25 protein-coding genes are annotated in these 25310 nt (G+C 46.2%); 9 read left to right on the top strand and 16 right to left on the bottom strand.

Features of this window, described 5'->3' with window-relative positions; genetic code table 11:
• The first annotated feature begins 3 nt into the window (after nucleotides 1–3).
• Together ACYJZR_RS12950 and glsB are read left to right on the top strand one after the other, a co-directional pair.
• On the top strand, nucleotides 4–1032 hold the full coding sequence (locus ACYJZR_RS12950; RefSeq protein ID WP_228067970.1) for a TRM11 family SAM-dependent methyltransferase: 1029 nt from the start codon (nucleotides 4–6) through the stop codon (nucleotides 1030–1032).
• Nucleotides 1033–1124: 92 nt separating this feature from the next.
• On the top strand, nucleotides 1125–2045 hold the full coding sequence (gene glsB / locus ACYJZR_RS12945) for a glutaminase B (RefSeq protein ID WP_005482494.1): 921 nt from the start codon (nucleotides 1125–1127) through the stop codon (nucleotides 2043–2045).
• A 61-nt stretch (nucleotides 2046–2106) separates the two neighbouring features.
• Here the strand turns inward: glsB and hemW are convergent, their stop codons facing one another.
• From hemW to ACYJZR_RS12910, 7 genes are all read right to left on the bottom strand, one after another.
• Nucleotides 2107–3285, bottom strand: a complete 1179-nt coding sequence (hemW, locus tag ACYJZR_RS12940; RefSeq protein WP_005482442.1) for a radical SAM family heme chaperone HemW — start codon at nucleotides 3283–3285, stop codon at nucleotides 2107–2109.
• A gap of 18 nt (nucleotides 3286–3303) precedes the next feature.
• Nucleotides 3304–3906, bottom strand: coding sequence for an XTP/dITP diphosphatase (locus ACYJZR_RS12935; protein ID WP_025518666.1), 603 nt, complete (start codon nucleotides 3904–3906; stop codon nucleotides 3304–3306).
• Nucleotides 3907–4023: 117 nt separating this feature from the next.
• Entirely contained in the window at nucleotides 4024–4455 is a 432-nt protein-coding gene (locus ACYJZR_RS12930; protein WP_406966427.1) for a DUF4426 domain-containing protein, read from the bottom strand.
• 127 nt (nucleotides 4456–4582) lie between these two features.
• On the bottom strand, nucleotides 4583–4873 hold the full coding sequence (gene yggU / locus ACYJZR_RS12925) for a DUF167 family protein YggU (protein ID WP_005482461.1): 291 nt from the start codon (nucleotides 4871–4873) through the stop codon (nucleotides 4583–4585).
• On the bottom strand, nucleotides 4873–5430 hold the full coding sequence (locus ACYJZR_RS12920; RefSeq protein WP_005482440.1) for a YggT family protein: 558 nt from the start codon (nucleotides 5428–5430) through the stop codon (nucleotides 4873–4875). Before ACYJZR_RS12920 ends, yggU begins: the two co-directional genes overlap by 1 nt.
• Nucleotides 5431–5482: 52 nt before the next feature.
• Nucleotides 5483–6301 (bottom strand): pyrroline-5-carboxylate reductase, encoded by an 819-nt coding sequence (gene proC / locus ACYJZR_RS12915; RefSeq protein ID WP_005482485.1) that lies wholly within the window; start codon nucleotides 6299–6301, stop codon nucleotides 5483–5485.
• A gap of 119 nt (nucleotides 6302–6420) precedes the next feature.
• Nucleotides 6421–7134 carry a YggS family pyridoxal phosphate-dependent enzyme gene (locus ACYJZR_RS12910; protein WP_005461710.1) on the bottom strand — a complete coding sequence of 238 codons (714 nt, stop codon included), beginning with the start codon at nucleotides 7132–7134 and terminating at the stop codon, nucleotides 6421–6423.
• Nucleotides 7135–7162: 28 nt separating this feature from the next.
• Between ACYJZR_RS12910 and ACYJZR_RS12905 the strand changes: the two genes are divergently transcribed.
• Nucleotides 7163–8203, top strand: a complete 1041-nt coding sequence (locus ACYJZR_RS12905) for a type IV pilus twitching motility protein PilT (protein ID WP_005461712.1) — start codon at nucleotides 7163–7165, stop codon at nucleotides 8201–8203.
• Between the two features lie 30 nt (nucleotides 8204–8233).
• Entirely contained in the window at nucleotides 8234–9340 is a 1107-nt protein-coding gene (locus ACYJZR_RS12900; protein WP_005461714.1) for a PilT/PilU family type 4a pilus ATPase, read from the top strand.
• Nucleotides 9341–9401: 61 nt separating this feature from the next.
• On the opposite strand, the gene ruvX is transcribed toward ACYJZR_RS12900, so the two are convergent.
• The 8 genes from ruvX to metK form a co-directional block, all read right to left on the bottom strand.
• The gene (gene ruvX, locus ACYJZR_RS12895) at nucleotides 9402–9827 is read right to left on the bottom strand and encodes a Holliday junction resolvase RuvX (RefSeq protein ID WP_005461715.1); all 426 of its coding nucleotides are present in this window, start codon (nucleotides 9825–9827) and stop codon (nucleotides 9402–9404) included.
• Between the two features lie 48 nt (nucleotides 9828–9875).
• Nucleotides 9876–10439, bottom strand: coding sequence for a YqgE/AlgH family protein (locus tag ACYJZR_RS12890; protein WP_005461717.1), 564 nt, complete (start codon nucleotides 10437–10439; stop codon nucleotides 9876–9878).
• A gap of 113 nt (nucleotides 10440–10552) precedes the next feature.
• A complete protein-coding gene (gene gshB, locus ACYJZR_RS12885) occupies nucleotides 10553–11503 on the bottom strand; it encodes a glutathione synthase (RefSeq protein WP_005425823.1) in 951 nt (316 codons plus the stop codon).
• A gap of 14 nt (nucleotides 11504–11517) precedes the next feature.
• Entirely contained in the window at nucleotides 11518–12249 is a 732-nt protein-coding gene (gene rsmE, locus ACYJZR_RS12880) for a 16S rRNA (uracil(1498)-N(3))-methyltransferase (RefSeq protein ID WP_005461719.1), read from the bottom strand.
• Nucleotides 12250–12372: 123 nt separating this feature from the next.
• Complete coding sequence (gene endA / locus ACYJZR_RS12875; protein WP_005493878.1) at nucleotides 12373–13068, bottom strand: deoxyribonuclease I; 696 nt, start codon at nucleotides 13066–13068, stop codon at nucleotides 12373–12375.
• A 119-nt stretch (nucleotides 13069–13187) separates the two neighbouring features.
• On the bottom strand, nucleotides 13188–13685 hold the full coding sequence (locus ACYJZR_RS12870; RefSeq protein WP_020835372.1) for a SprT family zinc-dependent metalloprotease: 498 nt from the start codon (nucleotides 13683–13685) through the stop codon (nucleotides 13188–13190).
• A gap of 66 nt (nucleotides 13686–13751) precedes the next feature.
• Entirely contained in the window at nucleotides 13752–14549 is a 798-nt protein-coding gene (locus ACYJZR_RS12865; protein ID WP_005461722.1) for a DUF2189 domain-containing protein, read from the bottom strand.
• Between the two features lie 344 nt (nucleotides 14550–14893).
• Nucleotides 14894–16048 (bottom strand): methionine adenosyltransferase, encoded by a 1155-nt coding sequence (gene metK / locus ACYJZR_RS12860; RefSeq protein ID WP_005461723.1) that lies wholly within the window; start codon nucleotides 16046–16048, stop codon nucleotides 14894–14896.
• A gap of 316 nt (nucleotides 16049–16364) precedes the next feature.
• On the opposite strand from metK, the gene tkt reads away from it, so the two are divergent.
• Nucleotides 16365–18359, top strand: a complete 1995-nt coding sequence (gene tkt, locus ACYJZR_RS12855; RefSeq protein WP_021486725.1) for a transketolase — start codon at nucleotides 16365–16367, stop codon at nucleotides 18357–18359.
• A 77-nt stretch (nucleotides 18360–18436) separates the two neighbouring features.
• Here the strand turns inward: tkt and ACYJZR_RS12850 are convergent, their stop codons facing one another.
• Nucleotides 18437–19330, bottom strand: a complete 894-nt coding sequence (locus tag ACYJZR_RS12850; protein WP_065779652.1) for a LysR family transcriptional regulator — start codon at nucleotides 19328–19330, stop codon at nucleotides 18437–18439.
• A gap of 136 nt (nucleotides 19331–19466) precedes the next feature.
• On the opposite strand from ACYJZR_RS12850, the gene ACYJZR_RS12845 reads away from it, so the two are divergent.
• From ACYJZR_RS12845 to fbaA, 4 genes are all read left to right on the top strand, one after another.
• Nucleotides 19467–21425 (top strand): ligand-gated channel protein, encoded by a 1959-nt coding sequence (locus ACYJZR_RS12845; protein ID WP_140163345.1) that lies wholly within the window; start codon nucleotides 19467–19469, stop codon nucleotides 21423–21425.
• 130 nt (nucleotides 21426–21555) lie between these two features.
• Nucleotides 21556–22593: an erythrose-4-phosphate dehydrogenase gene (gene epd, locus ACYJZR_RS12840; RefSeq protein ID WP_005461726.1), complete on the top strand. Its 1038-nt coding sequence runs from the start codon at nucleotides 21556–21558 to the stop codon at nucleotides 22591–22593.
• Between the two features lie 153 nt (nucleotides 22594–22746).
• On the top strand, nucleotides 22747–23907 hold the full coding sequence (locus tag ACYJZR_RS12835; protein WP_005482432.1) for a phosphoglycerate kinase: 1161 nt from the start codon (nucleotides 22747–22749) through the stop codon (nucleotides 23905–23907).
• Between the two features lie 154 nt (nucleotides 23908–24061).
• Nucleotides 24062–25138, top strand: coding sequence for a class II fructose-bisphosphate aldolase (fbaA, locus tag ACYJZR_RS12830; protein WP_005482445.1), 1077 nt, complete (start codon nucleotides 24062–24064; stop codon nucleotides 25136–25138).
• Nucleotides 25139–25310: the final 172 nt, after the last annotated feature.

Genomic DNA, 25310 nt, shown 5'->3' with positions numbered 1-25310 from the left:
TTGATGTACCACTACGCGATATTAGCGAATCCGGGTCACAACCGAATTTACTTTGATAGCGCAATGACCATTGCATGCTCAGAGCTCAAAGCGATTTTGGCCTCTGAAGGTGTTGAAGTGACTGAAATTGGCAGCAAAGACGTGGGTTTACCTGCGGCGCAGGTGTTTTCTTGTGAGCAGGCGTTAAGTGAAGCGCAGTCTCGTAAGATTGCCGCATCTTCTATCTATTACGCGCTGTTTGAAGTGCGTGAAGATGGTTTGCTTCGTCCAATTCAGGCGCCTGCATTCAATACTTTCCCTGAGAGCATGAGCCAGATCCTGCGTTATACAGGTAAAACCAATGAGCAGTTTACTCGCTTGATGGTTAACCTTGGCGTGAGTGCTGCAAATACTGACAGCACGCAGCTAACGCTGATGGATCCAATGTGTGGTAAGGGTACGACACTGTTTGAAGGTTTGATCCATGGCTTGAATGTCGTGGGTGTGGAGATCAACCAGAAATGGGTTCAAGAGATCCAAACCTTCATCGTTAAGTTTATGAAGAATGGCCGCTTCAAGCACAAAGTGAGCAAAGAAAAGCGCACTTCTGGTGGCAAGAAAGTGGCAGATGGCTTCGTTGTTGAAGCGGCTGCAAGTAAAGAAGACTACCTCCAGGGTAATCTTCAAACCATGAAGTTGTATTCAGCAGATACCCGCATCGCTGACCAAGTTGTGAAGAAAAACTCGGTTGACGTCATGGTGTCTGACCTACCTTATGGTGTGCAGCACGGTAGCAAAAATGCCAAAGACAGCAAGCTGAACCGTAGCCCACTAGAGCTTTTGAAAGAGGCTCTGCCTGCATGGAAAGTGGTGCTGAAAAAACAAGGTTCTGTAGTGCTGTCTTTCAATGAATTCACGTTGAAATGGAAAGATGTCGCAGCATTATTTGAAGAGCAAGGGTGGAAGGTACTTTCAGAAGAGCCTTACATCGGTTATCTTCACCGTGTTGATCAATCTATCAACCGCAATATTATTGTGGCAGTGAAACCATAATCGAATCTTCGATAACGAATCCGATGAAAAGCCAACGCTCTGTTGGCTTTTTTTACCTCTGAGCGAATACTCTTGTGACAAGAAGGTAGACAATGAAACCGACAGCGGAAATTTTGACAGATATTCTGGCGGAAGTGCGCCCTTTGATCGGCCAAGGAAAAGTGGCGGACTACATTCCGGCTCTGGCAAAAGTACCGAATAATAAATTAGCTATTGCGGTATACACCAATGAAGGTGAAGTGATTAAGGCTGGCGATGCCGATGAGTCTTTTTCTATTCAGTCTATTTCGAAAGCACTGAGCCTAACGTTGGCCATGTGCTTGTACAAACAAGAAGAAATTTGGGCAAGAGTAGGTAAAGAGCCATCCGGTCAGGCGTTTAACTCGCTGATTCAGCTGGAGATGGAACAGGGTATTCCACGCAACCCGTTTATTAACGCGGGTGCAATTGTTGTGGCTGACTTGCTGCAAAGTCGTTTGTCTGCACCTCGTCAGCGCTTACTTGAGTTTGTTCGTCAGTTGTCGGGCGATACTCACATTGTCTATGACAAAGTCGTGGCCGCGTCGGAAATGATGCACGGTGATCGCAACGCGGCGATTGCTTACCTAATGCGTTCATTCGGGAACTTCGAAAACGAGGTTATTCCTGTGCTACAAAACTACTTCCATGCCTGTGCTTTAAAGATGAGCTGTGTGGATTTAGCAAAAACCTTTAGCTACCTTGCTAATAAAGGCACGTCCGTTCAAACGGGCAAGCCAGTGGTGTCACCAACACAAACGAAACAGTTGAATGCATTGCTCGCAACTTGTGGTTTATACGATGGTGCCGGTGAGTTTGCTTACCGTGTGGGTATGCCGGGTAAATCTGGCGTTGGCGGCGGTATTATTGCCGTAGTGCCGGGTGAAATGACCATTGCGGTTTGGTCTCCAGAACTTGATGCGTCAGGGAACTCATTGGCGGGTACGAAAGCACTGGAACTGCTCTCTGAGCGAATTGGCCGTTCGATTTTTTAGTGTTAACTGTTTCTATACAAAAAGCCTCTCGTCTGAGAGGCTTTTTTGTAGTTCGCGTGGTTTACTCTTCGTCTTCTTCTGCCATAAAGGCTTCAAGTAAGTCGTTGAGGAACAGCTTTCCTTTCTCGGTGATCTGCCAGTGCGTCTCCGTTTCACTCAAATAGCCCATCTCTAACGCCCAATCAATGGTGTCTTGAATGGTACTGAGCGGTAAGCCCGTGGTATCCACATAATCTTGCTTCGGACACGCTTCCATCAAGCGGAAGCGGTTCATGAAGAACTCAAATGGGCGGTCTTCATCGGCAACGAGCTGCTCGGTATGCAAATACGGCTTTACCATATTTTGATAAGCGGCCAAGTAGCCTCGAGGATGCTTCACTTTCGTGGTACGAATGATGCGGCCATCGGCAAAACTCAATTTGCCATGTGAGCCACAGCCGATGCCAAGGTAATCGCCAAAGCGCCAGTAATTCAGGTTGTGCTGACACTGATAACCCGGTTTGCTGTAGCCAGAGATTTCGTACTGAACGTAACCTGCTGCTGCTAGCTTTTCATGCCCTTGTTCGAAGATGTCCCACAAGTCATCGTCATCTGGCAGTGTCGGTGGCTTGTAGTAGAACATGGTGTTTGGTTCGATGGTGAGCTGATACCAAGACAGGTGCGGCGGTGCGAGCTCAATCGCTTTGTCCAAATCGGCTAGCGCTTGTTCGATGCTTTGATCGGGTAAGCCGTGCATTAAGTCGAGGTTAAAGCTGTTCAAACCAATTTGATGGGCAAGTTTCGCTGCATTAACGGCTTCGTCTTGACCATGAATTCGTCCTAGACGCTCCAACTTCTCCTGCTCAAAGCTTTGAACTCCGATGGAAATTCGCGTGACGCCCGCTTTACGATAACCCACGAAACGCTCTGCTTCGATGGTGCCAGGGTTTGCTTCCATAGTGATTTCAATGTCTGGCTTGAATGGAATTCGCGCTTCGATGCCTTTTAGCAAACGCTCAATGCCTTCTGCAGAAATCAAACTTGGCGTGCCACCGCCAATGAAGATGGAATGCAGCGGACGCGGTGCGTCATTTAAGCGGTACTTATCAATATCGGTATCCAGATCTTCTAGAAGGGCACTGATGTACTCTTCTTCTGGGATCTCCGCTTTAAGCGCATGGGAGTTAAAGTCGCAATAAGGGCACTTTTGTACACACCATGGGATGTGTACATACAAGCTGAGTGCTGGGGGCGTTAACATGGACAAGTTCACTCGATCTTACTGTGCGGTTTGCGCTGATAACTGAGCAAACAGTGAGTTCAGTGCTTTACCGCGGTGAGACAACTGCTTTTTACGTGTCGGCTCTAGCTCTGCTGACGCACAGTTATCTTCTGGTACGAAGAAGATAGGGTCGTAACCAAAGCCATTTTCGCCATGTGCTTCAGTCAGAATGCGCCCTTCCCATTTGCCATGACAAACGATAGGCGTTGGATCGTTCTCGTGACGCATCAATACCAATACGCAGTGGAAACGCGCGGTGCGCTCTGCTTCTGGCACGCCTTCCATTGCTTTAAGTAGCTTCTCTAGGTTCTCTTGGTCAGAGGCTTTTTCGCCGGCGTAACGAGCTGAGTAGATGCCTGGTGCACCTTTTAGGAAATCGACTTCCAGACCAGAATCATCTGCAATCGCTGGTAAGCCAGTTTCTTGCGCGGCATGGCGAGCTTTAATGATTGCGTTCTCAATGAACGTGGTGCCCGTTTCAGCAACTTCTGATACGTTGAATTCACTTTGCGCTAATACTTCAAAACCGAAGTCAGACAGTAGATCTGCCATCTCGCGAACTTTGCCTTGGTTGCCTGTTGCTAGCACAATTTTTTTCATGGGAATCTCTTTTAATAGTGATAGAGGAGAACAAATCGTTCTCCTCTAGATATTCTGGAATTGATAGAGGCTTTTGGCCTACTTAGATCAAAAAGCATTTAGATCATCACAACCCAATTACTCTTCGACAAAAAATTTCTGGGTGAATTTAAGCTTACCTGAGCCTTTGTTTCCAGCTTTAACGTCAATATCGAAGGTAAAAGTTTCTTCGTGAGTAATTGGCAGCTCGGCTAAGTAGTAAATGGCTTCACCTTCTTTAATTTCACGAAAGGTCAACTTTTGAGTTTGGCCTATTAAGTTTTTCGCATGTCCTCCTACCTTCGCCTCGACCGCTGGCTTACCTAAAGAGGCGCTGTCTAACACGCTGATGCTCACTACAGCCACGTAACCATTACGTTTGATGTCGTAGCTGCGAGCGACTTTAGGTGTCAGGAAAGTCGAGTTAAAAGCCACATAGTGTACTTCGATGTCTTTCATGTTTTTGAACTGTTCAGCAAAGATCGGTAATGACAACAGACTGATCAGTAATGCGGTAATCCATTTGCTCATTGTTACTTCCTCAAAGCACTCGTTATGAGCCAACCATAGTTGCACTTTTACCCGAGTGGCAGGTTAAAAAAGCATGTCCGATAGTTGGTACTAGTAAGTGTGGTACAAAATTATAAATAAAAAGCCATCATAAGATGGCTTTTACTTCAGCGGGTATCTGTACGGGCGATTCTATCCGAATTTGTTTGTGCCGTCCTAGTTCACCTTTTTCTATGTGAACCAAACCCTTAGCGATTTTGAACTGCTTGGCTAAGAACTTAGTGAGGTGAGCATTGGCTTTGCCATCGACAGGCGGTGCAGTGATGGCGATTTTGAGCTCTTCACCGTGCAAGCCGACGATCTTATCGCGGCTTGCTTTTGGTTGAATATAAAGCTTAAGGACGATGTCCTCGCCATCTTGCCAAACTGCTGCGGACATTACAGTTGGAACCAAATAGGACCAATGATATCGCCCATCAAGAAGTTTGCGAATTGCAAACCGATGAACAGAACCAGCACGCTCAAATCCAAGCCGCCAAAAGCAGGAAGTACGCGACGAATTGGTGCGCACATTGGCTCGGTCAATTGATGGAACACGTATTCAATTGGGCTACGACCTTGGCTCACCCAGCTTAGGATTGCGCGAATCAACAATACCCAGAACAGAAGGCCACCAGCAGCTTTTAGTAGCGATAACAAACCCAAGAATAGGAAATCAACGCTGAAAGAGACAGAGCCGTTAGACGCAATCAGAATCAGCGCGACAAATTTCAATACACACAGCACGTAAGCGAACAGAACCGTTGCAAGGTCAATATTGCCGATAGATGGAATAACACGACGCAGTGGGCCAATGACTGGCTGAGTCGCTTTTACAATAAATTGCGAGAACGGGTTGTAGAAATCTGCACGTGCAGCTTGCAACCAAATTCGCAAAATCACGACCATGATATACAGGTCAAATAGGGTTGAGATGAGAAAACTCATTGAATTCATAAGGTACCCTTAACAAGTAGTGGATGATGTTTCTTGAGAATCATCCAGATAATTAAAACAGTTTTTCCATTTCTTCTGCGCGAGCAACCGCAGCTTGCATGGCTTTTGCAACGATGTCCGTTAACTGATGCTCGTTGAATGTACGAAGTGCTTCGGCGGTTGTGCCGCCTTTCGAAGTCACGTTTTCACGCAGTGTCGAAAGTTCGGTGTCTGGATTGCTCACCACCATACTTGCCGCACCCAGCGCTGCTTGTTGAACCAACAAACGAGCCGTTTCTTTATCAAAACCTTGAGCTATCGCTTCAGCTTGCATCGCTTCCATAAACAGGAAGAAGTATGCCGGAGCGCTGCCTGCTGCTGCAATCACATTGTTGATGCCTGATTCTTGTTCCACCCAGCACACTTTACCAACCGCTTGCATCAGTTCTGCAGCAAAGGCTCTGTCTTGTTCTTTGACATGTTCTGGAGCGAATAAGCCACTCATGCCCAAACCCAACTGAGATGGAGTGTTTGGCATTACGCGAACCAAATTCAATTTTGTCGCTAGCATCTCATCCAAACGTGAACAATTGATGCCTGCCGCAATAGAAATCACGAGCTTGTTGCTAAAGTCGATAGATTGCAGAGGTTTACAAACATCCGCCATCATTTGTGGTTTCACAGACAGAACCACCACATCGGCCTCGGACGCTGCCAGCATGTTGTCGCTGGTGGTGCGGATACCAAAATCTTGCTCAAGCGGCAGACGACGCGCCTCTGATGGGGCGGTTGCAACAATGTTTTGTGCAGGGTAGCCGTTAGCCACGAGGCCCGAAACAATGGCTCTGACCATGTTTCCCGCACCGATAAAGGCGATCTTTTTATGTTCCATTTGTCTGATTTCCATCATGATATTTACGATTTATTGTGCGCTCAGGTGTATAATGGCGCCGCTTTGCGTTAACCGCTGTTTCATCGCGGTATCAATTAAGCATTTTCGCTCTTAAATGACTATTCACTTTTCGTGCTGTAGTCTCGCGCGCCAAAGATAGCCGTTCCGATACGAACCATGGTGCTGCCTGCTTCAATCGCAGCGGTCATGTCGCCACTCATGCCCATCGATAAGGTATCGATTTCTGGGTATTGCTGTTCAAGGGTTTGCTTCAGTGTCGCTAGCTTCTCGAACTCACGAAGCTGGGCGTCGTAGTCTGACACGTTCGCAGGAATCGACATCAATCCTCTTAAAGTGAGGTTGGGAAGGCGAGAAATCAACTCAGCCAGTTCGAATATTTCTGCGTCACTAACGCCAGATTTGGAATCTTCACCACTGGTGTTGACTTGAATCAGCACTTGCAATGGTTTGAGTTCTTGCGGACGTTGCTCATTGAGTCGCTGTGCGATCTTAGCGCGATCAATGGTGTGAACCCAATCGAAATGTTCAGCAACAAGTCGCGATTTATTCGATTGAATCGGGCCAATGAAGTGCCATTCGATTCGATTATCTGGATAATGCTCGGCAAAGTGCTGAACTTTACTGACGCCTTCTTGGACGTAGTTTTCACCAAACGCGGTTTGTCCCGCTTGGTAGGCTTCGAGAATTGCCTCGACAGGTTTAGTTTTGCTTACCGCTAGAAGTTGCACTGACTCTGGAGATCGACCACATTTTTGTTCGTCGCGTCGAATTTGAGAGGTGATATGTTCAATATTTTGTTGAATACTACTCATAGCTGTACTTTAGACTTAAGGATTTTAAATGGATATCACTGAGTTACTGGATTTTAGTGTAAAACATAATGCTTCGGATCTACATCTTTCTGCAGGTGTACCACCAATGGTTCGTATTGATGGTGATGTGAGAAAACTGGGCATTCCAGCGTTTACACACCAAGAAGTGCATCGTTTGGTTTTTGAAATCATGAACGATGCCCAGCGCAGTGAGTTCGAAGAAAAACTCGAAGTCGATTTCTCTTTTGAATTGCATAACGTTGGCCGTTTTCGTGTCAACGCTTTCAACCAATCTCGCGGTTGTGCGGCAGTGTTCCGTACCATCCCAAGTAGCATCCCAACTCTGGAAGAGCTAGAAGCGCCAGAGATCTTCAAAAAAATCGCGAATGCTGAAAAAGGTTTGGTTTTGGTTACTGGCCCAACGGGTTCTGGTAAATCGACAACCTTAGCAGCCATTGTTGACTACATTAACCGTAATCACAACAAGCATATCCTCACAATTGAAGATCCGATTGAATTTGTTCACAACAACAATAAGTGTTTGATCAACCAACGTGAGGTTCACCGTGATACCCATAGCTTCCAAAACGCGCTACGCAGCGCATTGCGTGAAGACCCAGATGTGATCCTTGTCGGTGAGATGCGTGACAAAGAAACCATCAGCCTAGCGTTAACGGCGGCGGAAACGGGTCACCTAGTTTTCGGTACGTTGCACACCAGTTCAGCAGCAAAAACCATCGACCGTATCATCGATGTGTTCCCAGGTAGTGACAAAGACATGGTGCGTTCCATGTTGTCTGAATCCCTTCGTTCGGTTATCGCGCAAAAACTGTTGAAACGTAATGGCGGTGGTCGTATCGCTTGTCACGAAATCATGATGGCAACGCCCGCGATTCGTAACTTGATTCGCGAAGACAAAGTCGCGCAGATGTACTCAATCATTCAAACGGGTGCCGCGCATGGAATGCAAACCATGGAACAAAATGCCCGTCAGTTGATGGCGCAAGGTATGGTTTCGCGCGAAGAAGTCGACAGCAAGATTGGACTTGAAGTGCAGCAATTCTCGTAACGCTCATACAGATAATGGTGAATACGGAAGATGGATCTGAATAAATTTCTTGAAGGTATGTTGACGCTAAAAGCGTCGGATCTTTACATCACGGTTGGTGCGCCAATTCTATTTCGTGTGGATGGCGAATTGCGTCCGCAAGGGGAGAAACTCACCGAACATGATGTTGCAAAGTTGCTTGATAGCGCAATGGATCCGGATCGGCGTCAGGAGTTTCGCAAAAGCCGCGAATCAAACTTTGCTATCGTCAGAGATTGTGGTCGCTTCCGTGTTAGTGCTTTTTTTCAGCGAGAACTGCCGGGTGCAGTTATTCGCCGTATCGAAACCATCATTCCTACTTTTGAGCAGTTAAAACTGCCTTTAGTGCTGCAAGACTTAGCGATTGCCAAGCGTGGTTTGGTGCTGGTGGTCGGCGCGACTGGCTCGGGTAAATCGACCACGATGGCGGCGATGACGGGCTATCGAAACAGCAACAAAACCGGTCACATCTTGACGGTCGAAGATCCGATCGAATTTGTGCATGAGCATAAGCGTTGTATCGTGACTCAGCGTGAAGTGGGTTTGGATACCGAAAGCTATGAAGTCGCACTGAAAAACTCGTTGCGCCAAGCGCCAGATATGATTTTGATTGGCGAGATCCGTAGCCGAGAAACGATGGAATACGCGATGACCTTCGCCGAAACGGGTCACTTGTGTATGGCAACGTTGCACGCCAACAACGCCAACCAAGCGTTAGAACGTATTCTCCATTTGGTGCCTAAAGATCAAAAAGAGCAATTCTTGTTTGATTTGTCGATGAACCTAAAAGGCGTGATTGGTCAGCAGCTGATCCGCGATAAGAATGGTCAAGGACGTCATGGTGTGTTTGAGATCTTGCTAAACAGTCCACGAGTGTCGGATTTGATCCGTCGTGGTGATTTACACGAATTGAAATCAACCATGGCACGATCCAATGAGTTTGGCATGCTGACGTTTGACCAATCGCTCTACAAGTTGGTGATGCAAGGTAAGATCAGCGAAGAGGATGCACTGCACAGTGCGGATTCAGCCAACGATCTTCGTTTAATGCTGAAAACACAGCGTGGTGAGCCATTCTCTACAGGTAGTCTTGCCAACGTCAAAATCGATATGGATTAAGCGTATTCAAGACACAAAAAAGGTTGGCTTCTGCCAACCTTTTTCATTGTGCTTGCGAGGTTTATTCACCCCAAAGCGCTTCAAACCAACTCTCCAGAATGACCACGGCAGATTGGCAGTCGATATTGCCTTTCGATAAGGCTTTGTAGCCACCCATACTGAACAATTCTGCACGCGCTTCTGAAGTTGATAAGCGCTCATCATGCAATTCAACAGGCAAGCCATAACGACCTTGCAGACGCTTCGCGAATTTTTTCGCTCGCGGGGTGATGGTTTCTAAATCTTTACCATGCAAATCCGTTGGCAAGCCTACGACCAACAAGTCTGGCTGCCATTCTTTAATTTGTTTTTCGATGTCATCCCAATTTGGAATGCCATCATTGGCTTTAAACGCTTTCAGTGGTGAAGCGGTGCCAGTGATTTCTTGACCAATCGCGCTACCAATACTTTTAGTACCGAAGTCGAAGGCCATTATTGTACGTGACATACAGTGTCTCAAATCTTAATGAAGTAGAAGTTAAGGAAGGCGGTTGTGTTACGCATGACCTGCGTCTGCCGACAATTGGCTTGGGTCGATACCTAGCTTTTCTACCGCTTTTTTCCAGCGCTCTGTAATGGGCGTATCGAAGATGATTTCTGGTGTGGCTTCGATGGTTAGCCAAGAGTTTTCAACCAGTTCATTTTCTAACTGACCGGCACTCCAACCGGAATAACCAAGAGCAACTAAATAGTCACTTGGCTCAGCCTCTGTCCCCAATACGGAAAGAATATCTCGTGAAGTGGTGACAGCAAGGTCGTCGGTCATTTGAATGCTGGATTCATAGTAATCTTTCGGTTTATGTAGAATAAAACCACGGTCTTCTGAGATTGGACCGCCATTGTAGACGGGTCTATCTAAGCTGGCTTCAAACAGGCGCGGGTGAACAGGCTGCACGTCAACTTGCTTGAGCATGTTGCCTACGGTGATATCAACAGGCGCGTTGATCATCAGGCCCATAGCGCCTTCTTCGTTATGTTCACAAACGTAGATAACGCTATTCTGGAAATACGGATCTTTCATTCCAGGCATGGCTACTAAAAAATGGTTTGTGAGGTTCATTCTCATACCGACCTTTAAGACTCGTAAATGCACTTAAGCAAACTCGCTACTATGTGCATGAGTTTGCTTAAGATAATGTCTGGTTCTCTACTATAACTGTACTATAAATTCAGTTATTCGCCTTTCACACGACGTTCAATGGCATCCATCAGTTTGCCAGTAATAGAAATGTCGAATGCCGCTTCGATTTCACGAATACAAGTTGGGCTAGTCACGTTGATTTCAGTTAGCTTGTCGCCAATCACATCAAGACCAACAAAGATAAGCCCTTTTTCTTTTAGAGTCGGAGCAACAGCTTGAGCAATCTTCATATCTGTTTCGCTTAGCGGACGAGCTTCACCAGTACCACCAGCGGCTAGGTTGCCGCGCGTTTCGCCTTTAGCAGGAATGCGCGCAAGACAGTAAGGCATCGGTTCACCGTCAACAACAAGAATACGTTTATCACCATTGCTGATGTCTGGCACGAAGGTTTGCGCCATCGCGTAGTTTTGACCATGGTTAGTCAGCGTCTCGATGATCACCGACACGTTTGGATCGTTTTCTTTTACGCGGAAAATTGAAGCGCCGCCCATACCATCAAGAGGTTTGAGGATCACATCGCCGTGCTCCTCACGGAAGGCTTTAATTTTTTCTGCTTTGCGTGTCACGATTGTGGTTGGCGTAAGTTCTGGGAACCAAGCGGTAAACAGTTTTTCGTTGCAGTCGCGTAGGCTTTGAGGTTTGTTAACGATCAATGCGCCTTGTTCTTCAGCACGCTCAAGAATGTAAGTCGCGTAGATGTACTCGGTATCAAACGGAGGATCTTTGCGCATGAGTACCGCGTCGAGCTCAGACAGTTCGATCGTCTGCTCTGATTTGAACTCGTACCAGCCGTTTGGATCTTCTTTCAGCTCAACCACTTTAGTGTCGGCAATCGCTTTGCCTTGGTCTAGGTGAAGATCGTTCATTTCCATGTAGTGGATTTCATAGCCGCGGCGTTGCGCTTCAAGCATCATGGCAAAGCTAGAGTCTTTCTTGATGTTAATGGACGAGATTGGGTCCATTACAATACCGAGTTTGATCATTATTTTTCTCCGTTTTAACCAAGATCGCCGAAACGAACTTGTAAGGCTGTAATTGCTGTCAGAGCCGCAGTTTCGGTGCGTAGAACGCGCGGGCCGAGTAGCGTCTCTTCAAATTGGTATTCGCGAGTCATGTCGATCTCTTCTGAAGACAAACCGCCTTCAGGGCCGATCAGAAGACGCACTTTCTCTACAGGTGTCGGCAGGGTGTTGATTGAGTATTTTGCACGAGGGTGAAGGTTGAGCTTTAGACCATCGTACTCTTCTTGGCACCACTGTTCCAAGCTCATGATTGGGCGAATTTCTGGTACTACGTTGCGACCACATTGTTCACACGCACTGATCGCAATCTTCTGCCACTGCGCGAGCTTTTTCTCAAAACGTTTTTGATCCAGCTTTACGCCACAACGTTCAGAAATAAGTGGTGTGATGGTATTAACGCCAAGCTCTACTGATTTCTGGATGGTGAACTCCATCTTATCGCCACGTGAAATGACTTGGCCAAGATGTAAGTCGAGAGGGGATTCAATATTGCTTTCGACGCGCTCAGTCACGTCAACGAGAACGTTCTTTTTACTGACTTCACTGATCACTGCTGGGAACTCTGCGCCACTGCCGTCAAATAATAGAACTTCTTGGCCTTCTTTCATGCGAAGTACTCGGCCGATATGGCCTGCAGCGTCTTCACTTAAAGCGATGGTACCAAGTTGATGAATGGTTTCTGGATGATAAATTCGAGGGATACGCATGAGATTTCCAGCAAGAGAATAAACTTAGTTCCTAACATGGATGCTTTCCACCGAAAAAACAAGGGGCAAGAGGCGTTTCGAATGAAGGAAACGCCTCAAAAAAGCTCGGGTGCGCTTGTGTTTTTACAGTGCGCGGCAAGCCTCTTGAACAAACGGGTTGTGGTTACCTTGTACTTTGGCGATGCGCTCGTCACGCTCACATTCCCATTTATCTACCGGATAGGTTTTGTTCCAAGCACTCATTAGCTGAGTTTGTTGCTTGGAGAGTTTGAATCCGTACTCCTTGCTCATGTACAGGTAAGTACGTGCAATCGAGCCGCGAGCTCTGTCGGGTGGCATTACTTTGCGTTGCTTGAAGTTCACTTGCATGTCGCAGCGGCCATAGCTGACACCATCCATGCCGTTCCATTGGCTGAAGTTGAAGTTAGAACGGTCACCGTTCACCTCACCAACCGCTGGGGTCAGGTTGTGTAAATCCGCTTCCATGAGCTTAAAAGCCGTGTCGTTGCGCGAACAGTTTTTACGCCCACCGCTTTGCCAACACTGGAGCTGGTGGCCGAATTGCCAGGCAGGAACCACATGTTCCCATTCAATGCGAGCTGCGCGTTTTTCTTGTTTGCGAACTTGGTAACCGCAAGAGGCTAAGTCAGGAACCCCTTTTTTGCCTTGCCACTGGATATCACAACCGCAGTAAAAACTGCTTGGGTGGTCTTGATAGATTTTCACCGCTTCACGTTTGGCGGCAGAAAATGAGCTAGGAGGGGCAGAAAAAGCGGAACTAGAAAGAACAAAGAGAAACAGAGTAAACAAGTATTTCATGATTAAAGTCTTTAAAAAGTATGACTTTAATCATTCTACCACTCAGAGATTGGCTTTAGTAATGAGTCTGTTAATAATAAAAACAAACAAGTGATCGCCGCTGTTTCTCACCGGCGAAATTAAGAAAGTTGAACACCTGTAAAATTCAAAGGCTGGTGGCATTTTTGACAGGAGTAGGTTGCCTCTTTGCGCAGAACTTTATTGTGTCGGCGAATCGAGAGCGGGTAGGTCATGCAGCCGCAACGATATTCAAACGTCTTGCCCTGGACTGAGGTAACTTCAAAGCGGTGTGTGGTGTTGGCAGGAATACCAAATACGGATTCCATGACGCCCCGCCACTCTTTTCCGTGTGGTCGAACTCTGCCGTACACTTGGTAGGTGATTAAGTGGGCGACTTCATGAGGAATTACTTCTTCCAAAAATGCCTGTGGATTTTCTCTAAATAAAATAGGGTTGAGACGAATCTGATTTAATTGAAGGTAGGCTTTTCCTGCAGCTTTGCCGCGAACGTTGAATGTGATGCTTGGGATAGGGAATGAGCGCTTAAATGCCTGCTGTGCCAAAGATATACAATCAACCATGACTTGCTTGGCTTTATAACTCAGTTCAATGTCCATCCATACTCCGGTGTATTCAATAAAAAGCCCCCGCGTTGGCGAGGGCTGAATCATAGCATTTGTCCGTTAAGGCGTGTGTTTTTTCTTGATGGTTGCATGATAGGCGTGCCATGTACCGTAGCCCAAAATTGGCATGGTAAACAACATACCGATTCCGTAGGTAGCAAAGCCAATTAAGATACCGCCACAAATAATCGCTGCCCAAACAATCATGGCCGGAATATTGGATTTCACTGCGTTAAAGCTAGTAAACACCGCTGTCATCATGTCGACACGGCGCTCCATCATTAATGGAATCGAAAATGCAGAGATACTAAATACGATACAAGCCAACACGAATCCAACCAATGAACCTATGACCAGAAAAGGCAAAAACTCAGTCAGTGGTGCGCCTTGTACGGATGGGTACAACGCGTGGAGCAGCGCAGCGATACGCATCCAGAAAATCATACAGACGGCGAGCAATACTGCGAACGCCCATTGTGAGCTTGAGTTACGACCAATCGCTTTCATGGAATGGAGCAGGCGCGCTTTGTGCCCACGTTCTCTCTCCCAACTCGCATCATAAAGACCCAGTGCTAAAAACGGACCTATGAGCATATAGACGATGAGGCTTGGCATCACCACTAAGTGTGTGCCTTGCCATTGCACCAGAAGCACAATACCAATCGCTGCTGCCATAAAACAGATGCCGTAAAAAGCACTGATGAGAGGCATACGTACGAAATCATGTAACCCCAGAGCTAACCAATGAAAGGGGGCACTCAGATTGACGGTGTTACACGGAATGGTTCTGGCGTATTCATTATCTGGCACTTCCTTTCGTTTGCTTTGGAAGTCAGATGGATTCACGGTACGAGGCATAACTCCTCCTTGATTAATTCCCACGGTGTCAACGCTTACCAAGGTCGTCAGTACTCGATCATCTCAATGGTTATCTTAAGGAGTACAGTGACTTGGTATCGAGCCATACAAAAGGATGTTTGGTTTACGTGTTTTAATCACGGACTTCACCACGTGAACCTACATCTTATTACTCGGTGTTATATGCATCGAAAAGTGCATTTAACATTATGTTAACTATTGGCGGTGATAGGGGAATTTACAAATAATTGCTGAATTTTTGTTCGGCAAGGGGAGGGAGGAATGTTCGATACAAAAAGCCCCCGCCATAAGGCGAGGGCTTTGTTGATTCTTGCGTGGCTCGATTACTTGATGCCAGCGAAATCGCGTAGAAGCTCAGCTTTATCAGTCGCTTCCCATGGGAACTCTTCGCGACCGAAGTGACCGTATGCTGCTGTCTTCTTGTAGATTGGTTGAAGTAGGTTAAGCATTTCTTGTAGACCGTATGGACGTAGGTCGAAGAATTGACGAACCGCTTCAATGATGATGTCGTGAGATACTTTCTCGGTACCAAACGTTTCAACCATGATAGACGTTGGATCAGCAACACCGATTGCGTAAGAAAGTTGGATTTCACAACGGTCAGCCATACCAGCCGCTACGATGTTTTTCGCTACGTAACGTGCTGCGTAAGCTGCAGAGCGGTCTACTTTCGATGGATCTTTACCAGAGAATGCACCGCCACCGTGACGAGCTGCACCGCCGTAAGTATCTACGATGATTTTACGACCAGTTAGACCACAGTCACCCATTGGGCCACCGATAACGAAACGACCGGTTGGGTTGATGAAGAAGTTAGTGTCTTTGCTGATCCACTCTGCAGGAAGAACAGGTTTGATGATCTCTTCCATTACTGCTTCACGTAGGTCAGGCGTAGAGATTGAATCACAGTGCTGAGTTGAAAGAACAACAGCATCGATACCGACAATCTTACCTTGGTCGTACTGGAACGTTACCTGAGATTTTGCGTCTGGACGCAACCAAGGTAGTGTGCCGTTTTTACGAACTTCTGCTTGCTTTTCAACAAGACGGTGAGAGTAAGTGATTGGCGCTGGCATGAGTACTTCAGTTTCGTTACATGCGTAACCAAACATGATGCCTTGGTCGCCTGCACCTTGCTCTTTAGGGTCAGCTTTATCAACACCTTGGTTAATATCTGGAGACTGTTTACCGATTGTGTTTAGAACAGCACAAGAGTTCGCGTCAAAGCCCATATCTGAGTGTACGTAGCCGATTTCACGAACGGTTTCACGAGTTAACTCTTCGATGTCAACCCATGCTGAAGTCGTGATTTCACCACCCACCATTACCATACCGGTTTTAACGTAAGTCTCACATGCAACACGAGCCTTTGGATCTTGCTCTAGAATCGCGTCAAGAACCGCATCAGAAATCTGGTCTGCAATTTTATCTGGATGACCTTCTGATACTGACTCAGAAGTAAACAGGTGCTTAGCCATGTTAGCTCCACTATATCTGGTTTAAAACTGAGGAATGATAAACTCCTCAGCGCAAATTAATACTAATATTTGTAGGTGTATCTACATCTAGACGTCTATTCTAATTTTGATTGCTCGAATTACAAGCTCTTTTTTGGTTTTTGTTATAACCAAACGTTTGCTTGAATTATTGATAATTTTTAGAACTTCGATGTATTTGAACTGAAAGGTGCAATATTTGTGAGGTTTTGGGTTGGAAAACGTTTGCACACCCAACTTGGCTTTGAGAGAATTGTGACCTCTTTTTTCGTTTCGCTTAATGTACTCAGGAGCAGACATGTCGTCTCGTAAACATCTTGCCAATGCAATTCGTGCTCTAAGCATGGATGGTGTTCAACAAGCTAACTCTGGCCACCCAGGCGCACCTATGGGTATGGCTGATATCGCTGAAGTTCTTTGGCGCTCTCACCTAAACCACAACCCAGCTAACCCAGAGTGGGCAGATCGCGACCGTTTTGTACTTTCAAACGGCCACGGTTCTATGCTGATCTACTCTCTACTGCACTTGAGCGGTTACGAGCTATCTATCGATGATCTGAAAAACTTCCGTCAGCTTCACTCTAAGACTCCAGGTCACCCAGAGTACGGCTACGCACCAGGCATCGAAACGACAACAGGTCCTCTAGGTCAAGGTATCACGAACGCTGTTGGTATGGCTCTAGCAGAAAAAGCGCTAGCAGCACAATTCAACAAAGAAGGCCACGACATCATTGACCATTTCACTTACGTGTTCATGGGTGATGGCTGTCTGATGGAAGGTATCTCGCATGAGGCATGTTCTCTTGCTGGTACGCTAGGCCTAGGTAAACTGATCGCATTTTGGGATGACAACGGCATCTCTATCGATGGTCACGTTGAAGGTTGGTTCTCTGACGATACACCTAAGCGTTTCGAAGCTTACGGTTGGCACGTAATCCCAGCAGTGGATGGCCACGATTCTGAAGCAATCAACGCAGCGATTGAAGCTGCAAAAGCAGACCCTCGTCCTACGCTAATTTGTACGAAGACTATCATCGGTTTTGGTTCTCCAAACAAATCGGGTTCTCACGACTGTCACGGTGCACCACTAGGCGCTGAAGAAATCGCAGCAGCACGTGAATTCCTAGGTTGGGAACACCCTGCATTTGAAATCCCTGCTGATGTATACGCAGAGTGGGATGCAAAAGCAGCTGGCGCTGAAAAAGAAGCAGCGTGGAACGCGAAGTTCGAAGCATACGCAGCGGCTTACCCAACAGAAGCAGCAGAGCTTAAGCGTCGTCTAAATGGCGAACTTCCTGCTGAGTGGGAAGAGAAAGCAAACCAAATCATTGCTGATCTTCAAGCAAACCCAGCAAACATTGCGTCACGTAAAGCATCTCAAAATGCTCTAGAAGCTTTCGGTCAAATGCTACCAGAATTTATGGGCGGCTCTGCTGACCTAGCACCTTCTAACCTAACCATGTGGTCGGGTTCTAAGTCTCTAGAAGCGAACGACTTCTCTGGTAACTACATCCACTACGGTGTACGTGAATTTGGTATGACTGCTATTATGAACGGTATCGCACTACACGGTGGTTTCGTTCCTTACGGCGCAACATTCCTAATGTTCATGGAATACGCTCGTAACGCAATGCGTATGGCTGCTTTGATGAAAATTCAGAACATCCAAGTGTACACACACGATTCTATCGGTCTTGGCGAAGATGGCCCAACTCACCAACCAGTTGAGCAAATGGCGTCTCTACGTTTGACTCCAAACATGAACACATGGCGTCCATGTGACCAAGTTGAGTCTGCTGTAGCATGGAAACTAGCGATTGAACGTAAAGATGCACCAACAGCACTTATCTTCTCTCGTCAAAACCTAGCGCAACAACCACGTAGCGCTGAGCAAGTTGCAGACATCGCGAAAGGTGGTTACATCCTGAAAGACAGCGATGGCAAACCTGAGCTAATCCTAATCGCAACAGGTTCTGAAGTTGAGTTAGCAGTGAAAGCCGCTGAACAACTAACAGCAGAAGGTAAGAAAGTACGCGTTGTTTCAATGCCATCAACAGATGCATTCGACAAACAAGACGCAGCTTACCGTGAAGCAGTTCTACCATCAGACGTAACAGCACGTATCGCTATTGAAGCGGGCATCGCAGACTTCTGGTACAAGTACGTTGGTTTCGACGGTCGCATCATCGGTATGACAACATTCGGTGAATCTGCACCTGCTGACCAGTTGTTCGAAATGTTTGGTTTCACTGTAGAAAACGTAGTGAACACAGCAAAAGAACTACTAGCGTAATCGAGACAGTTGTTTAAACCGACTCTGTTGAGCGGTTGTGAGAAAAGGCCATCATGTTGATGGCCTTTTTATTTGTCTCAATATTTCCAATCTAGCGGAATACTTTGGTGAATATCTTCAAGCAGTACGGATAAGCGAAGAGGATGGCGCCCTGCTGGTGTATAACAGTTGATCGTTATTGGCTCTGAAAGCCAGTCTTCAAGGCATGGGGTGATACGGCCGGGGTGATGTTTCTCATACCCTTGTGCAGTCCAAGTTGGCAAGAGACCAATGCCGTGTCCGTTGGCGATACTATCGATCTGCATAGCAATGTTGTCGCTATAGAGTCGGCTGACAAATGGTTCTAGAAAAAACTCCCCTTGTTCTGGGTGCGAGAGTAGCAAACCATTCTCTTGTATCGACCCAAAATCTATCCACGGATGTTTGTTTAGTTCTCTCGGGTGGTGGATGGGGCCATGTTTTTCGATGTAGTTTGGCGACGCGAATGGGGTGTAACGAAATACGCCAAGCGTTTCTTTGCGCCAATCCAGCCCTTTGTATTCACCTAGCCAGATAAACAAATCTGGATCGTGGTGTGTATCGGAAAAATCACTGGTGAGCTGGACTCTGACGTCAGGGTTCTCCGCCAGAAATTCATTGAGCACATCGCCTAACCAACTGCGAACTAACGCTGCGTGGCAAACGATATGTAGAGAGCCTGATACTTGATTATTTAAGCCTTGAAGCGCCTCATAACTTTCCTCGCTGAGCTCTAGGATCTGGCGGCTGTAGTCGGCAAAAATCTCCCCCGCGCGTGTCAGAATCAAGCGGTTGCCTTGTCGAGTCGTTAGCGCTTGGCCAAAGTCGGCTTCTAATTGTGCTAAGCGGCGGCTCACGGTGGATTTCGGCTGATTCAGTGCTTTGGCGGCTGCGGTCAAACTTTTGTGTTGGTTAAGCGCATCAAAAGCACGAATTGATGCTAAGTCGTGCATATCTTACTCCTTACTGCGTTATGTACGGATTCCATATATGGGAAGAACCGTTCCATAACTCTCACTATGCATCTCATTCTATTTATGAATAATTCCACTTCGAAAATAATAATCATTATCAATTATGGAGATGTAGATGTCCACTCTTAGACTGCCAGTGCTAACTGCAACTGGTGTTTTAGCCTTCGTCAGTGTCCCTCATGTATTTGCTAACGACTCAGTTTCTAAAATGGAAACCGTCGTGGTGACAGCGTCAAGTTATGAGCAATCCCAAGCGGATGCGCCTGCAAGTATTAGTGTTATCTCGCGAGAAGAATTGGACTCGCGCTACTACCGCGACGTGACTGATGCACTGAAAAGTGTGCCGGGTGTTGTTGTGACTGGTGGTGGTGATACAACCGATATCAGCATTCGTGGTATGGGCTCTAAGTACACGTTAATTCTTGTGGATGGTAAGCGCCAAAGTACTCGCGAAACTCGCCCAAATAGCGATGGCCCTGGTATTGAACAAGGTTGGTTGCCACCACTTCAAGCCATTGAGCGAATCGAAGTGATCCGTGGCCCGATGTCGACGCTGTATGGTTCCGATGCGATTGGGGGGGTGATTAACGTGATCACCCGTAAAGATGCGCTTGAGTGGACAGGTAATGTGCAGCTGGGGACGGTTATCCAAGAAAACAGCCGTTCTGGTGGTGAACAGAGTGCGAACTTCTTTGTAAATGGCCCTCTTGCAGAAAACTTGTTGCTACAGGTTTATGGTCAATACACCGCAAGGGAAGAAGATGACATTGATTATGGTTATGAAGACAAAGATATGCAGAGCATCTCTTCAAAACTGATCTATCAAATCAATGATCGTCACTCTGTGCAGTTAGAGGGTGGTACATCGGCACAAAGTCGTCGCGGTAATGTTGGTCTTTCTGTACCTACGACGGGCTGTCGTAGAGGCTGTGAAGATTCATTAAATGAATACCGTCGCAACTACGTTACGCTTAGTCACACCGGGGAGTGGGAGTTATTGGGTAATTCTGATACCTACTTGCAGCGCGAGGAGAGTGAAAACAAATCTCGCGAAATGACTATTGTAAACACCACGTTTAAATCCAGCCTAGTTAAAGGGTTGGGCGCGCATACTCTGACAACTGGTGTCGATGCGACGCATGCCGAGTTGGAAGATTTTACGTCTAACAAAGCATCATCTAAAACGAAAGCATCAAATACACAATGGGCTGTGTTCATCGAAGATGAATGGAAGATCGCAGAACCTTTTAGTCTGACATTAGGTGGTCGTTTGGATCACGATGAAAACTACGGCGCGCATTTTAGCCCGAGAGTGTATGGTGTGTGGCGTATTGATCCTGCTTGGACGGTCAAAGGCGGTGTGGCGACAGGCTTCCGCTCTCCTCAGTTACGTGAAATTACCCCAGGTTGGGCGCAAGTCAGTGGTGGCGGCAATATTTATGGTAACCCAGATTTGGATCCGGAAACTTCACTGAACAAAGAAATCAGTGTGCTTTACCAAGGTGATTCTGGTCTTGATGTGACGTTAACCGCCTTCCACAATGAGTTTAAAGATAAGATTACTCGCGTGGTGTGCCCAGATACAATTTGTACGGATGGCCCAAACCAATGGGGGGCGGATCCTACTTACCGCATTAATGTGGATGAAGCTGTTACTCAGGGTGTAGAAGCAACGTTGGCGAAACCACTAACCGAGACTATCTACTTAAGCTCAAGCTATACCTTTACCGACTCGGAGCAAAAAACGGGTGAATACAAAGGCATGCCACTTCAGCAACTTCCAAAGCATCTGTTTAATGTTGATGTCACTTGGCAAACAACAGACAACCTAGAGAGTTGGACGAAAGTGACCTACCGAGGCAAAGAAATGGATCCGGTCACTGGCCCATCACGCAACAGCATCGTTGAACCTGCTTATACGTTTGTAGATGCCGGCGTAACGTATCAGTTGACGGATAACACCAAGATCAAAGGTGCGATTTACAACCTGTTCGATGAAGACATCAACTACAAAGAATATGGGTACGTCGAAGATGGACGTCGTTACTGGTTAGGGTTAGACGTAGCGTTCTAATCTCTTTCAAAGAAGGCTGGGCTATGTCCCAGCCTGTTTAAATCATGCTTTACTATGATTCATTAGGTGCGTTTTTCAGCCTTATCAGGTACTATCTGTGCCACGAAATTTTTGGTGGGGCGAAGGATAAATGCTAAAAGTTGCGATCAATGGATTTGGACGTATAGGTCGTAATGTTCTGCGAGCTGTCTATGAAAGCGGCAAACATCAGCAGATTAAAGTGGTAGCGGTTAATGAGCTTGCTCAACCAGAGGCAATGGCTCACCTTCTACAATATGACACCAGTCATGGCCGTTTTGGTAAGAAAATCTCCCACGATCAAGAACATTTGAATGTTCACCATGAAAGCGGTGAATATGATGCCATCCGAATTCTTCATCTCTCTGAAATTGAACTGCTTCCTTGGCGCGACCTTGAGGTCGATATCGTTTTAGATTGTACCGGCGTTTATGGTTCAAAGGCGGATGGTCTTGCCCATATCGAAGCCGGAGCGAAGAAAGTGCTCTTCTCTCATCCAGGAGCGAACGATCTCGATAACACCATTATTTACGGTGTGAACCACGAAACCCTCAAAGATGAACACCGCGTGGTGTCCAATGGTTCATGTACCACCAACTGTATTGTTCCCATCATCAAAGTATTGGATGAAGCATTTGGGATTGAGTCAGGTACCATTACCACAATCCACTCATCCATGAACGACCAACAAGTTATTGATGCCTACCATAATGACTTACGTCGTACTCGAGCTGCGAGCCAATCTATCATTCCTGTTGACACCAAGTTGCATAAAGGAATTGAAAGAATCTTCCCGAAATTTTCCAACAAATTCGAAGCCATTTCCGTTCGAGTTCCGACAGTTAACGTCACTGCAATGGATTTAAGTGTCACAATTAATACAAATGTGAAAGTTAATGACGTAAATCAAACCATTGTTAACGCATCTCAGTGTACATTACGTAACATTGTTGACTATACTGAATCGCCACTCGTTTCCATCGACTTTAACCACGATCCCCATAGCGCGATAGTGGATGGAACTCAGACAAGAGTGAGTAACGGGCAATTAGTAAAAATGCTCGTTTGGTGCGATAACGAATGGGGCTTTGCTAACCGGATGCTGGATACCGCTTTAGCAATGAAAGCTTCTTCACAAGTGGAGCTTTAAAGGTGAAGAAGTGATGGAGAGAATTTTTATTTCAAGCCTTGAAATAAATCTGACGTATCTCCATATCTATAACCAGTTTGAAGAATTAACAGGCTTGGCAGGGTTGCCGAGTTTTCAAAAACTTTAATTATTAAATATTTGAGAGGACACATCATGTCTGTAATCAAGATGACTGACCTGGATCTTGCAGGTAAACGTGTATTCATCCGTGCTGACCTAAACGTGCCAGTAAAAGACGGTAAAGTAACTTCTGATGCACGTATCATCGCATCTCTTCCAACTATTAAGCACTGCCTAGAAGCTGGCGCTAAAGTAATGGTTACTTCTCACCTAGGTCGTCCAACTGAAGGTGAATACGCTGAAGAGTTCTCTCTACAACCAGTTGTTAACTACCTAAACGACGCACTAGATTGCGAAGTTAAACTTGCTAAAGATTACCTAGATGGCCTAGAACTAAACGCTGGTGAGCTTGTTGTTCTAGAAAACGTTCGCTTCAACAAAGGCGAGAAGAAAAACGAAGAAGAGCTATCTAAGAAATACGCAGCACTATGTGACGTATTCGTAATGGATGCATTCGGTACGGCTCACCGTGCTCAAGCGTCAACTCACGGCGTTGGTATGCACGCTCCTGTAGCTTGTGCTGGTCCTCTACTAGCAAACGAACTAGAAGCTCTAGGCAAAGCAATGGACAAGCCTGCTCGTCCAATGGTTGCTATCGTAGGTGGTTCAAAAGTTTCTACTAAGCTAACTGTTCTTGAATCTCTATCTAAAATCGCTGACCAACTTGTTGTTGGTGGTGGTATTGCTAACACATTCATCGCTGCTGCTGGTCACAACGTTGGTAAATCTCTATACGAAGCTGACCTAGTAGACACTGCTAAGAAGCTAATGGACGAGTGTGCAATTCCAGTGGCAACTGACGTTGCATGTGCGAAAGCATTCGACGAGAACGCAGAAGCAGAAATCAAACACGTTTCTGAAGTACAAGACGACGACATGATCTTCGACCTTGGTCCAGAATCAACAGCTGCTCTAGCTGAAATCCTTAAAAACGCGAAAACTATCCTATGGAACGGTCCTGTAGGTGTATTCGAATTCAAGAACTTCGAAGCAGGTACTAAAGGTATCTCTGAAGCTATCGCAGCTTCTGAAGGTTTCTCTGTTGCAGGTGGTGGTGACACGCTAGCAGCTATCGACAAGTTCGGTATCAAAGCTGACGTATCTTACATCTCTACTGGCGGCGGCGCTTTCCTTGAGTTCGTAGAAGGTAAAGTTCTTCCAGCAGTAGAAATGCTAGAAGCACGCGCTAAGTAATTTAAGCAAAGCGGGGGAGTTACTCTCCCGCTTTCTTGTTTGCTGCAACGTGAGAGGAACTCTGCTAGAATAGCCTCAGTTGTGAGCAAACGTTTGCAAGATTTTCAACTTAACAAGTTTTGTTTAAAAACGACAGATAAATAGGATTACATCCATGTCTAAGATCTTCGACTTCGTAAAACCAGGTGTTATCTCTGGCGATGACGTTCAGAAAGTATTTGAAGTTGCAAAAGAAAACCACTTTGCACTTCCAGCAGTAAACTGTGTTGGTACTGACTCTGTAAACGCAGTACTTGAAGCAGCTGCAAAAGTTAAAGCTCCAGTTATCGTTCAGTTCTCTAACGGTGGCGCTGCTTTCTTTGCTGGTAAAGGTCTAAAACTTGAAGGTCAAGAAGCTCAAATCCTAGGTGCTGTTGCTGGTGCGAAATACGTTCACGCTGTAGCTGAAGCTTACGGTGTTCCAGTAATCCTACACACTGACCACGCTGCTAAGAAACTTCTACCATGGATCGACGGTCTACTAGACGCTGGTGAAGAGTACTTCGCGCAAACTGGTAAACCTCTATTCTCTTCTCACATGATCGACCTTTCTGAAGAGTCTCTAGAAGAGAACATCGAAATTTCTGCTAAGTACCTAGAGCGCATGGCTAAAATGAACATGACTCTAGAAATCGAACTTGGTTGTACTGGTGGTGAAGAAGACGGCGTTGACAACTCTGATATGGACGCGTCTGAGCTATACACTTCTCCAGAAGACGTTGCATACGCATACGAGAAACTAAACGCTATCAGCCACCGTTTCACTATCGCAGCATCTTTCGGTAACGTACACGGCGTTTACAAGCCAGGTAACGTTGTTCTAACTCCAACTATCCTACGTGATTCTCAAGCGTACGTTTCTGAGAAATTCGGTCTTCCAGCGAACTCTCTAAACTTCGTATTCCACGGTGGTTCTGGTTCTTCTCTAGAAGAAATCCGTGAATCTATCGGCTACGGTGTTATCAAAATGAACATCGATACTGATACACAGTGGGCAACTTGGGATGGTATCCGTCAGTACGAAGCTGAAAACCACGATTACCTACAAGGTCAAATCGGTAACCCAACTGGCGAAGACGCGCCAAACAAGAAGTACTACGATCCACGCGTATGGCTACGTGCTGGTCAAGCTTCAATGGTTACTCGTCTTGAGCAAGCATTTGCTGACCTTAACGCAATCGACGTACTATAATTCGTCTGAATTGAGTTATCTAAAAACCCGCTCTTTGAGCGGGTTTTTTTTGTGTCTGTCATTTGGCTTTCTTCAACGTTAATAGATTTATACCCATGCTGAATAGAAGAATGGATAGGGGCATGTAAGTACGTATTAATAATGCGCCAATAATCATTAGGTTGTTTTTTAG

The sequence above is a fragment of the Vibrio sp. RC2502 genome, from assembly GCF_054850435.1.
The sequence above is the reverse complement of the archived record's forward strand: the minus strand, read 5'-3'. Positions and strand labels throughout refer to the sequence as shown.